Raw genomic sequence first — 11,564 nt, 5'->3', positions numbered from 1 at the left:
CTTGTGGGGCGGTTCTCCGAGCTTGATCTGTCGGGGGTGCCGGACGATCTGTGGCTCGCGATACGTCAGTACCTGACGCGGATGAGGCAGCTGGATCCGGCGGTGAGCTGGTCGATGGCGGGGCGGCTGTCCGGTGATCTGGCGGCGTGCACGGGGGCTCCTGCACCTGCGGGAGTACCGCCGGCCGCGTATCTGGCGGCCGTGGTGAATGAGCGGCAGGCACGCGATGCGCGGAAGGCATTCGGGGCGGGGCACCGCACTCCGCAGGACCGCACTCCGGACGAGCGCACTCAGCAGGACCACACTCAACAGGACCGCGCTCGGCAGGACGGAGCGACTCCGCAGCGCGTGGCTCCGGGCGGAGATGTTCCGGGTGCGTGGGAGGGCGCGGGGGTTACGGGAGTCGGGGTGCCGGGGGCGGCGGTTCAGGGCGCGGCTCAGACACCGCACGCCACGGGGTTCGCGCCTCCCGCGTAGTCGGGCGGACAGACGGCCACCGGGCGATGGCGGGGACAACTGGCGATGGGGGCGCCCGACGGCCGCCCGCCGATGGACTGTCGCCGGGCGATGGACTGTCAGGGGAAGACGGAGGGCGGGGACTCCAGGTCTTCGAGTTCGATGCCGGGTGCTGCCAGGACCACGTCGCCGGCGATGTGCACGATGTGCTGCTCACCCGTGTCCAGGGCGCTGACCTGGTATTCGTCCACCATCAGCGGGCCATTGTCAGTGGCATGCGCTTCACTCTTCATCAGGGCCCAGGACTGATCGAGAGTGCGGGGGGCGAGGACTGGATCCGTGAAGGCGACGAGGCGGACCCGCGTCGCGGGGGAACCGGGGGTGAGACGCAGGAGACGTGCGGTGGCGACGAGGAAAGCGGGGGATGTGCCGGTGAAGGCGTGGGCGCGGACATTGCCTTCGGTGGCATGGGTGCCGGTGGGGTCGGTACGGACCCAGGTGACGCCGTCGAGGGCGGCACCGCGGACCTGCCAGCTCGCGGCGTGAAGTTCGAGACGGATGGGGCGGCCGAGTTCGTCGATGGCCAGGTCGACGGAGCCGGCATGGTCGCCGGAGGGGGCGGTGATCTGCGAGACATAGCGCCAGCCGGAGGGGCCGGGGGCGCACTGGAAGTGTTCTTCGCCGAGGGGGGTGTGATCGTGCGGATCGTGGAGCGAATAGCGGCCGCGTGGCATGGGGGCGTAGGTGTCCTTGTGCGGTGAGGCTCTTGCCGTGGAGCCGGAGCCGTTCGGGGAGGGTATGGGGCAGGCCCCCGACACGGGGGTGCGGGGGCCTGCCTTGTACCGCTGATACCTGTCGCCGAGTGGTTGCCCAGCTGTGTCAGTAGCCGATCAGTAGCGGTAGTGGTCGGACTTGTACGGGCCCTCGACCTCGACGCCGATGTAGGAGGCCTGCTCCGGGCGCAGGGTCGTCAGCTTCACGCCGAGCGAGTCGAGGTGGAGCCGGGCGACCTTCTCGTCCAGGTGCTTGGGCAGCACATAGACGTCGGTCGGGTACTCCTCGGGCTTGGTGAACAGCTCGATCTGGGCCAGCGTCTGGTCCGCGAAGCTGTTCGACATCACGAACGAGGGGTGACCGGTCGCGTTGCCCAGGTTCAGCAGACGGCCCTCGGAGAGCACGATCAGGACCTTGCCGTCGGGGAAGGTCCAGGTGTGCACCTGCGGCTTGACCTCGTCCTTGACGATGCCCGGGATCTGCGCCAGGCCGGCCATGTCGATCTCGTTGTCGAAGTGGCCGATGTTGCCCACGATCGCCTGGTGCTTCATCTTGGCCATGTCCGCGGCCATGATGATGTCCTTGTTGCCGGTGGTCGTGACGAAGATGTCGGCCTTGTCGACGATCTCGTCGAGCGTGGTGACCTGGTAGCCGTCCATCGCCGCCTGCAGCGCGCAGATCGGGTCGATCTCGGTGACGATCACCCGTGCGCCCTGGCCGCGCAGGGACTCCGCGCAGCCCTTGCCCACATCGCCGTAGCCGCAGACGACGGCGGTCTTGCCACCGATCAGCACGTCGGTGGCACGGTTGATGCCGTCGATCAGCGAGTGGCGGCAGCCGTACTTGTTGTCGAACTTCGACTTGGTGACAGCGTCGTTCACGTTGATCGCCGGGAACAGGAGCGTGCCGTCACGGTGCATCTCGTACAGCCGGTGCACACCCGTCGTGGTCTCCTCGGTGACGCCGCGGATCTCGGACGCCAGCTGGGTCCACTTCTGCGGGGACTCACCCAGGGTGCGGTTCAGCAGGGTGAGGATGTGGCCGTACTCCTCGCTGTCCGCCGTCGAGGGGTCCGGGGCCGCGCCCGCCTTCTCGAACTCCACGCCCTTGTGGACGAGGAGGGTGGCGTCGCCACCGTCGTCGAGGATCATGTTCGGGCCGCCGGTGGGGGTGTTGGGCCAGGTCAGCGCCTGCTCCGTGCACCACCAGTACTCCTCCAGCGTCTCGCCCTTCCAGGCGAAGACCGGGACGCCCTGGGGCGCCTCGGGCGTGCCGTTGGGGCCGACGGCGATGGCGGCCGCGGCGTGGTCCTGGGTGGAGAAGATGTTGCAGGACGCCCAGCGCACCTCGGCGCCGAGGGCGACCAGGGTCTCGATCAGCACGGCCGTCTGCACGGTCATGTGCAGCGAACCGGTGATCCGGGCGCCGGCCAGCGGCTTGGTGGCGGCGTACTCCTTGCGGATCGACATCAGGCCGGGCATCTCGTGCTCGGCGAGGGTGATCTCCTTGCGCCCGAAGGCGGCGAGGGAAAGGTCGGAGACCTTGAAGTCCTGTCCAGTGGCGACAGTCGACATTGCGAGCTGCTCCTCGTGGTGTGGGTCGAGGGTGGGTACGGCTGGCTCTGCGGCGGCGGACACAGGAATGCCCGGGCGCTCGCAGTGCAGTCCGTCGGAGGCCCTCTCTCCCTCGGCCGGTCCCGGATAGGGAACCGCCCGACCGCCATCAGCAGCGACGTCTGGCTCTGGTCACGAATCTACACCGGCGGACGGGGTGGGCCCCAGCCCGCCTGTGGCTGGGATCCGGCCACATCCCGTGTCACGGGGAGACCCTGTGAAGTTGGGTCACCTGGGCTATTGATGTCGCATCCCCGTGCTGCACCATGCTCGGGGATCGGGAACATCAGCACGATCTGCGCCACAAGCGTTAGGAGACCCACGTGACAAATCCGGCGAGTGAGCAGCGGCCATTGAAGCTGCTCGCAGTGACCGCCTGTCCCACCGGCATCGCCCACACCTATATGGCGGCGGAGAAGCTGGCGCAGGCTGCACAGTCCCTCGGCATCGAGATGAAGGTGGAGACTCAAGGCTCCATCGGCGCCGAAAATGTGCTCTCTGACAACGATGTCAAAAACGCCGACGGCATCATCATCGCCGCCGACAAGGACGTCGACCGCAGTCGGTTCGTGGGGAAGAAGGTGCTGGCTGTCGGCGTCGCCGAGGGCATCCACCACCCGGAGCGGCTGATCGAGCAGGTGCAGAGCGCGCCGGTGCACGGTGCGGGCGGCGTGGGCGGAGGCGGGGGCGGCGGCGCCACGTCGCTGACCACCGGGGGTGGCGGCAAGGAGCGCAGCGTCGTGTACAAGGCGCTGATGAACGGCGTCTCGTACATGATCCCGTTCGTGGTCGTCGGCGGGTTGCTGATCGCCATCTCGCTCGCGCTGGGCGGCGATGCCACGTCCAAGGGCTATGCGATCCCGGAGGGAACGTTCTGGGCGCGCATCTTTGCCATCGGTGTTGTCGGCTTCACCTTGATGATCCCGATCCTGTCCGGCTATATCGCCTATGCGATAGGCGACCGGCCCGCGCTGGTGCCGGGCATGATCGGTGGCTGGATCGCCAACACCGGTGAGCTGTACGACTCAAAGGCGGGCGCCGGGTTCATCGGAGCCATCGTCACCGGGTTCCTGGCCGGGTATCTGGTGTTGTGGATCAAGAAGGTCAAGGTCCCCAAGTTCGCCCGGCCGATCATGCCGATCATCGTGATCCCGATCGTCGCGACGACCACGCTGGGACTGTTCTTCATCTACGTCATCGGCAAGCCGATCTCGTGGGTCTTCACGCATCTCACCGACTGGCTCAGCGGGATGACCGGGACGAGCGCGATCCTGCTGGGCGCGATTCTCGGGTTGATGATCGCGTTCGACATGGGCGGGCCGGTCAACAAGACCGCCTTCCTCTTCGGCGCCGGGCTCATAGCCACCGGCAACCAGACCGTCATGGGTATGTGCGCGGCCGCGATTCCGGTCATGCCGCTCGGGCAGGGACTCGCCACGCTGCTGAGGCGGCGGCTCTACTCGGAGCAGGAGCGGGAGACCGGTATGGCCGCGCTGTTCATGGGGATGTTCGGCATCTCGGAGGGCGCGATTCCGTTCGCGGCGGCCAGGCCCGCGCAGGTCATTCCGGCGAACATGCTCGGTGGTGCGGTGGCCGGCGCGTGCGCCGGTCTGGCCGGTGTGCAGGACGCGGTTCCGCACGGTGGGCCGATCGTGGCCGTACTCGGTGCGGTGGGCGGCGTGCCGACGTTCTTCCTCGCGGTTGTCATCGGCACCGTCGTCACCGCGATCACCACGAATGCGCTGATCGACATCAAGGAGCGGAGGGAACGCGGGGCGGCCGCGCTTGTGCCTGCGGCCGCCGGCGCGGGTGCGGTGGTTGCCGAGCCGGTGCTCGCTGGAGTCGGGTCCGGGGCCGGTGCCGGTAGCTTCGGGGCCGGTACTGACGTTGCGGGCTCCGGTGCCGTACGTACCGAGACGTCGCCCACTCCCCCGCCTGCGGTGGCCGAGGGCGATGTGCTGTCCGGGTACCTCACCGCGCAGACCGTGAAGGTCCAGCTCGCCGCCGACAGCAAGGACGCCGCCATCCGCGAGATGGCCGCGATGCTCGCCACGACCGGCAAGGTCGCCGACCCCGACGCGCTCGTGGCAGCCGCGTTCGCCCGCGAGGACCAGGGCACCACCGGGCTCGGCGAGGAGATCGCCATCCCGCACGCCAAGACCGACGCCGTCACCGCGCCGATCGTCGGGTTCGCGCGGTCGGCGGAGGGCGTCGAGTGGGGCTCGCTCGACGGTACGAAGGCCAAGTTGATCTTCATGATCACAGTGCCGGAAGTGGCCGCTGGAGATGAGCACCTGCGGATCCTGGCGCTGCTCTCGCGCAAGCTCATGGACACCGGCTTCCGGGAGCGGATCTCGGCCGCGCCGGACGAGGCGGCGATTCTCCAGGTGCTGGGCGAGATTCAGTAGGGAGTACGCGACAGACGGGGGCAGCTGCACCGCTGCCCCCGTTCTCGTACGCGTAGGGCGTCTCGTACGCGTAGGGCGTCTCGTACGCGTAGGGCATGAAAAGAGCCCCCTGCCAGGTGGCGGGGGGCCTTCTTCATGCGGGTCTTCGTGCCGGATACGGGCGGAGGTCAGTGCGCCGCGCTCGGGCCCGGGCCGCCCGGGGACTTTGCCGGGTCGCTGCCTGCCGCGGCCGCCGACTCGCTGTAGATGTCCGGCTCCAGGTAGATCACGCGCGCAATGGGAACGGCGTTACGGATGCGGTCCTCGGCGGCGTTGATCGCATCCGCGACCTCGCTCGCCGTGTTGTCGTGCTTGACCGCGATCTTGGCCGCGACCAGCAGTTCCTCCGGGCCCAGGTGGAGCGTACGCATGTGGATGATGCCGGTGACGGTGTCGCTGTCGACGACCGCCGCCTTGATCTTCTCGACCTCGTCCGGGCCGGCCGACTCGCCCAAGAGCAGCGACTTCGTCTCGGCCGCCAGGATGAGTGCGATCAGGATCAGCAGTACGCCGATGCAGAGCGTGCCGATGCCGTCCCACACTCCGTTGCCCGTGGCCAGGGCGGTGCCCACACCGGCGAGCGCCAGGACCAGACCGATCAGCGCGCCCAGGTCCTCCAGCAGGACGACGGGGAGTTCGGGGGCCTTCGCGCGGCGGACGAACTCCGTCCAGGAGAGACTGCCGCGCGTCTCGTTCGACTCCTTGATGGCCGTACGGAACGAGAAGGACTCGGCGATGATCGCGAAGGCGAGGACGCCGACCGGCCAGTACCAGGCCTCGATCTCGTGCGGGTGCTTGATCTTCTCGTAGCCCTCGTAGATCGCGAACATGCCGCCGACCGAGAAGAGCACGATGGAGACGAGGAAGGCGTAGATGTAGCGCTCGCGGCCGTAGCCGAAGGGGTGCTGAGGGGTCGCCTCGCGCTTGGCCTTCTTGCCGCCGAGGAGCAGCAGCCCCTGGTTGCCGGAGTCGGCGACCGAGTGGACGCTCTCCGCGAGCATCGACGACGAGCCGCTGAACAGGAACGCGACGAACTTCGCTGCCGCGATTGCGAGATTGGCGGCGAGTGCCGCCACGATCGCCTTGGTTCCGCCTGACGCGCTCATGAGTGCCGGATGTCCCTTCGTACCTACGTCGGTCGCCGCTGCCCGGGCTTTGCCCGGTCTTTGCGATGCGCCATTGTTGCAGCCGCCCTTGGTGGCGCTGCGTCAGGCCACCTTCAACGCCTTCGCCAAGCCACCACCACCGCCGCCACCGTCACCGTCAGGCCACCACGGTGGCGCGGAAGACCGTGCCGGGGCCGCCGCTCGCGCCCGAGATCTCCGCCTTGTCCCCTGCCGGTACGAACGCCGACTCGCCGGGAGCGAGCGTCAGGCCGCCCGCCGTCACACTGCCCGCCGTGCAGAGCAGGATCTGCGGGGTGGGTGCGGTCAGGTCGAGGGGAGCCGCGCCGGGGGCCAGGTCATAGCGGGAGAGGCGGAATTCGTCGATCGGGGTGTCGTAGACCTCTTCACCGGAGGGCGAGGCCTCGGGGCGCAGAACGCCCGGGTCGCCCGCCTCGAAGCGGACGATACGCAGCAACTCGGGGACGTCCACATGCTTGGGGGTCAGTCCGCAGCGCAGCACGTTGTCGGAGTTGGCCATGATCTCCACGCCGAGGCCGTTCAGATAGGCGTGCGGGACACCGGCGCCGAGGAACAGGGCCTCGCCGGGCTGCAGTTGGACGTAGTTGAGCAGCATCGCGGCGATGACGCCGGGGTCGCCGGGGAAGTGGTGCGCGACCGAGGCATACGGGCCGTAGGCGCCGCCGAGCCGTTCGCAGGCGGCCGCGGCCTCGGTGACGGTGGCCGCCATCTCCTCGGGGTCGGCCGTCAGCACCGCGGTCAGCACCTCGCGGAGGGCGGCCTCCTCCGGGTGGGCGTGCAGCAGGTCGACGTACGGCTTGAGCGAGTTCACGTTGAGACCCGCGAGGAGATCGGCGGCTTCGAGGGGCGTACGGAAACCGCACAGGCCGTCGAAGGGCGTGAGCGCACAGATCAGTTCGGGCTTGTGGTTGGCGTCCTTGTAGTTGCGGTGCGGGGCGTCGATGGGGACACCCGCGCGCTCCTCCGCTTCGTAACCCTCTTGCGCCTGTGCGAGGTTCGGGTGGACCTGGAGGGAGAGAGGGGCGCCGGCCGCGAGAATCTTGAGGAGGAAGGGGAGGCGGGGGCCGAACTTCTCGACGGTCGCGGGGCCGAGTTCGCGTACGGGGTCGGCGGCAATGAGGTCGGAGAGCGGCTGTGAGTCGGTGTCACGGGTGACACGGGAGGGAGCTCCCGGGTGGGCGCCCATCCACATCTCGGCCTGGGGCTCGCCGGTGGGGGCGATGCCCAGCAGTTCCGGGATGGCGGTCGTGGAGCCCCAGGCGTAGGGGCGCAAGGTGTTGGAGAGGCGGTCCATTGCTCCCTGTTTTCTTCCTGGTCCGTTCTGGTTCTTCCGGTTGCGGCCGGGCCCTTGCCGACTCTTTTCGCGCCGGTTGTGCTTCGCGCCGGGGCTCTGTGCTTCGCCGGGTCTTTGCGTCCCGTGCCGGTGCTTTTGTTACGTCGGGATGCCGGAGGCCGCCAGGGCCAGATAGATGGTCGCGAAGTCGGTCACGGCGAGGAGTTCGGCGATCGACTCCAGCTCGGTGCCGTCCTCCGGTTCGAGCTCGCTGATCGCTGTGTCGTGACTGAGCGCCAGTTCGCGGGCGGCGGGCGCGGCGGTCAGACTGCCGGCAGTCCGGTCACGCAGCAGTACGACACGGGCCCGGAGCGCCTGCTGCTCCTCCACGCGGTCGCGGAAGAAGTCCTCGGGGTCGGCGCCGGCCGCGAAGTCGCCCGCGAGGAGCACGCCGTGGGCGGGGAGCGCCTCGGGGAGCGTGGCGGCGAGGGCGGGGAGGCCGGCCAGCTCGGCCAGTACGGCGGCGAAGCGGCGGCCTGCCGGGGCGGCACCGTCCCCCTCCGTCCAGATGAGCGGAAGGCTGTCGGCGAGCTCGGCGGCGAGGGTCTTGGCCGGATTGCTGTACGTCGCGATGGCCGGGCCGCACCGTTCGGCGGCGAGGTCGAGGCGGTCGGCGACCTTGGCGAGGGCCTCCGGGGGTGCTTCGAGCAGGCCGACCCGGTCGAGGAGGACCAGGAGCGGCGTGAGCAGGGCCCACAGCGCGCCCGGGCTCGCCGACTGCGTCTCCTCGTACATCTCGTGCGGAGCAGCGGCCATGGGGACGACCAGGCCGTGTGTGCCGTCGACGGCCTCGGAGAGCGGGGAGCGTTGGGGGGCGACGGCGACGACGGTGCAGCCGCGGCGGTACGCCTGCTCGGCGAGGAGCGCGAGGCCCGCTTCGCTGCCGTCGATGGTCGCGATGAGGAGGAGGTCCACGGAGCCCGCCCAGCCGGGGAGCGCCCAGCGCAGGGCGCCGGCGGCGGGGGCGACGCCGGTCGGGTGGAGCCGGGTCACCGGGGCGGAGGCGCCGGCCAGGGCGCCGATCAGGTCGGCGACGCCGGTGGCTGCGGTGCCGGGGCCCGCGACGAGGACGGCGCGGGGGCGACCCTCGGGTTTGAGCTCGGCGATACCGGCCTCGGCGGCGTGCCGGGCGGCGGTGCGTACACGCGCCCCGGCCTCGGCGGCGCCTCGGAGCAGTCCTCGGCGATCGGCGCGGGCGAGGGCTTCCGGGGCGTCGAGGAGCGACTCGTCGAGCATGGGGTTTGGCCTCCGATGCCGTGCGGTGGTGGGTCAGGCGGGACGGCGTGCCTCGTCGACGAGGAGGACGGGGATACCGTCCCGTACCGGGTAGGCCAGGCCGCAGTCCTTGCCGGTGCAGATCAGCTCGGGCGTGTCGGCTGCCGTGCGGTCGGTGAGAGGGGCGTGGCAGGCCGGGCAGGCGAGGATCTCGAGGAGGCCGGCTTCGAGCGGCATGTGCGGGGTGTCCCTTCGGGGGCGTGGCGCGTCGTACGTCGCGTGTCGAACGAGGGGTCGCGGCGTGGTGGATTGGGCCACGTCAGCGTACCGCTGGGGGGCGGGGTGCGGCGCGTTCTGGGGGTACGGGGGCGGTTCCCCCACCCCCGTCCCTCCCCGAAACCGTGGCTCCGTCCCGGACCCCGGGAGCTGTGCGGCTCCGCGCCGGGCACCGCGCCGCTCGCCGGCCCGGACCGTCCGGCCGGGTGCCCCGCGCGGCACCCGGATGGCGGCCCCTCACGCTCCCCGTACCAACCCCAGCACCTCGTCCCGCGCCTTCGCCATCGTCGGCTCGTCCCGTGCCTCCACATTCAGGCGCAGCAGCGGTTCCGTGTTCGACGGGCGGAGGTTGAACCACCAGTCCTCGGTCGAGACCGTCAGGCCGTCCAGTTCGTCGATCGTCACGCCCTCGCGCGACGCGAACGCCGCCTTCACCGCCGCCATGCGGCCCGCCTGGTCGTCGACCGTGGAGTTGATCTCGCCCGAGGCCTTGTACCGGTCGTACTGCGCGACCAGCGCCGACAACGGGCCGTCCTGCGAGCCCAGGGCCGCCAGGACGTGGAGGGCCGCGAGCATGCCCGTGTCCGCGTTCCAGAAGTCGCGGAAGTAGTAGTGCGCCGAGTGCTCGCCGCCGAAGATCGCTCCCGTACGGGCCATCTCCTCCTTGATGAAGGAGTGGCCGACCCGGGTACGGACCGGGGTGCCGCCGTTCTCGCGTACGACCTCCGGAACCGACCATGACGTGATCAGGTTGTGGATCACCGTGCCGCCGGGGTGCTTCGCCAGTTCGCGCGCCGCGACCAGCGCCGTGATCGCCGACGGCGAGATGCCCTCGCCCCGCTCGTCCACGACGAAGCAGCGGTCCGCGTCCCCGTCGAACGCCAGGCCCAGGTCCGCGCCCTCGGACCGGACGCGGGCCTGCAGGTCGACGATGTTCGCCGGGTCCAGCGGGTTCGCCTCGTGGTTGGGGAAGGTGCCGTCCAGCTCGAAGTACATCGGTACGAGCGTGACGGGGAGGGACTGGATGACGGTAGGGACGGTGTGGCCGCCCATGCCGTTGCCCGCGTCCACCACGACCTTCAGCGGACGCATCCGCGACAGATCCACCAGGGACAGCAGGTACGCGGCGTAGTCCGTCAGCGTGTCGCGCTCGGTCACCGTGCCCCGCTCGGCCGCGGGCTCCGGCGCCCCCTGCCCGGACCAGGACTCGACCAGCGCGCGGATGTCGGCGAGGCCCGTGTCCTGGCCCACCGGCGCCGCGCCCGCCCGGCACATCTTGATGCCGTTGTACTGCGCCGGGTTGTGCGAGGCCGTGAACATCGCGCCCGGCAGGCCGAAGTGGCCCGACGCGAAGTACAGCTGGTCGGTCGAGCACAGCCCGATCAGCGTCACATCCGCGCCCCTGGCCGCCGCCCCGCGAGCGAACGCGCCCGAGAGCCCCGGCGACGAAGGCCTCATGTCATGGCCGACGACGATCGCCTCGGCCCCCGTCACCTGGACGAACGCCGCCCCGAAAAGCTCGGCCAGCGCCTCGTCCCACTGATCCGGCACCACCCCGCGGACGTCGTACGCCTTCACGATCTGCGACAGATCAGCAGTCACGGGCCCAACCCTCCTGAAGTCTCCTGAGGTCACTGCGGTCACCTCAAAGTACCCGCCCGAACCAAGCGAGCATCACGACCGGTGCCGCTTGTACGGAGTGCGCTGCGGCCACCGCCGACAGCTCGGGCGACAGGCCCACGTCCACCGTGGCCACGAAAGGGCCGATGACTGCCGCCTGGCCGGTCAACGCCGCCCCGATGTCCGCAAGTTGGGCCGAGACATGGTTGGCCGGGAACGCGGTCAGGAGTCCGGGGAACGCAGCACCCGCAGATGGCCGCGGCGCGCGACCTCCCTCGGGTCCGCCCGGCGGCCGTTCTGCGCACCGGCCTCGGCGGTCCGGCCCTGGGGGCGCGCCGCCTCACGTACCGCATTGGCGAGCGCCTCGAGGTCGTCACCACTGGGGCGGGCCGGGGCGGAGCCGTCGGTGAGCCGCACGACCTCCCAGCCGCGCGGGGCGGTCAGCCGCTCACCGTGCTCGGCGCACAGGTCGTAGCAGTGGGGCTCGGCATAGGTGGCGAGGGGGCCGAGGACCGCGGTCGAATCGGCATAGACGTACGTCAGTGTCGCGACGGCAGGGCGGCCGCACGCGGTGCGCGAACAGCGACGTACAGGGCTCACGACGTTGGACGGTACCGCACTCTTGAGCGGGCTGCGACGACTCTCCACCAGGTCACTCCACCGTGTCGTGGTGCGAGGTCCTCTC

At 70.1% G+C, this 11,564-nt stretch carries 10 protein-coding genes (1 of these 10 only partly in view); 2 read left to right on the top strand and 8 right to left on the bottom strand.

Annotated features, from left to right (window positions below):
• On the top strand, window positions 1–477 hold the end of the coding sequence (locus OG729_RS23945) for an RDD family protein (protein WP_405808043.1). The gene continues 498 nt to the left of window position 1, outside the view; only the last 477 of its 975 coding nucleotides appear in the window; its start codon lies beyond the left edge, outside the window; its stop codon occupies window positions 475–477.
• A gap of 98 nt (window positions 478–575) precedes the next feature.
• Here the strand turns inward: OG729_RS23945 and OG729_RS23940 are convergent, their stop codons facing one another.
• Both OG729_RS23940 and ahcY read right to left on the bottom strand, forming a co-directional pair.
• Window positions 576–1,190, bottom strand: coding sequence for a hypothetical protein (locus OG729_RS23940; protein WP_360885432.1), 615 nt, complete (start codon window positions 1,188–1,190; stop codon window positions 576–578).
• Between the two features lie 156 nt (window positions 1,191–1,346).
• Window positions 1,347–2,804 carry an adenosylhomocysteinase gene (ahcY, locus tag OG729_RS23935; RefSeq protein WP_405808042.1) on the bottom strand — a complete coding sequence of 486 codons (1,458 nt, stop codon included), beginning with the start codon at window positions 2,802–2,804 and terminating at the stop codon, window positions 1,347–1,349.
• Between the two features lie 362 nt (window positions 2,805–3,166).
• Between ahcY and OG729_RS23930 the strand changes: the two genes are divergently transcribed.
• Complete coding sequence (locus OG729_RS23930; protein ID WP_405808041.1) at window positions 3,167–5,251, top strand: fructose-specific PTS transporter subunit EIIC; 2,085 nt, start codon at window positions 3,167–3,169, stop codon at window positions 5,249–5,251.
• 167 nt (window positions 5,252–5,418) lie between these two features.
• Here the strand turns inward: OG729_RS23930 and OG729_RS23925 are convergent, their stop codons facing one another.
• The 6 genes from OG729_RS23925 to OG729_RS23900 form a co-directional block, all read right to left on the bottom strand.
• On the bottom strand, window positions 5,419–6,396 hold the full coding sequence (locus OG729_RS23925; protein WP_405808040.1) for a cation diffusion facilitator family transporter: 978 nt from the start codon (window positions 6,394–6,396) through the stop codon (window positions 5,419–5,421).
• Between the two features lie 157 nt (window positions 6,397–6,553).
• Entirely contained in the window at window positions 6,554–7,729 is a 1,176-nt protein-coding gene (gene manA / locus OG729_RS23920) for a mannose-6-phosphate isomerase, class I (protein ID WP_405808039.1), read from the bottom strand.
• Between the two features lie 138 nt (window positions 7,730–7,867).
• Window positions 7,868–9,004, bottom strand: coding sequence for an SIS domain-containing protein (locus tag OG729_RS23915; RefSeq protein ID WP_405808038.1), 1,137 nt, complete (start codon window positions 9,002–9,004; stop codon window positions 7,868–7,870).
• Between the two features lie 33 nt (window positions 9,005–9,037).
• Window positions 9,038–9,220 (bottom strand): Trm112 family protein, encoded by a 183-nt coding sequence (locus tag OG729_RS23910; protein ID WP_360882018.1) that lies wholly within the window; start codon window positions 9,218–9,220, stop codon window positions 9,038–9,040.
• Window positions 9,221–9,496: 276 nt separating this feature from the next.
• Window positions 9,497–10,861 carry a phosphomannomutase/phosphoglucomutase gene (locus tag OG729_RS23905; RefSeq protein ID WP_405808037.1) on the bottom strand — a complete coding sequence of 455 codons (1,365 nt, stop codon included), beginning with the start codon at window positions 10,859–10,861 and terminating at the stop codon, window positions 9,497–9,499.
• A 240-nt stretch (window positions 10,862–11,101) separates the two neighbouring features.
• Complete coding sequence (locus tag OG729_RS23900; RefSeq protein WP_360882022.1) at window positions 11,102–11,527, bottom strand: DUF3499 domain-containing protein; 426 nt, start codon at window positions 11,525–11,527, stop codon at window positions 11,102–11,104.
• Window positions 11,528–11,564: the final 37 nt, after the last annotated feature.

Origin of the sequence: Streptomyces sp. NBC_00210, assembly GCF_045160975.1 — a bacterium.
In the GTDB taxonomy this organism is placed as follows: domain Bacteria; phylum Actinomycetota; class Actinomycetes; order Streptomycetales; family Streptomycetaceae; genus Streptomyces.
Note: the sequence above shows the minus strand (reverse complement) of the source record. Positions and strands in the feature narration are given on the sequence as shown.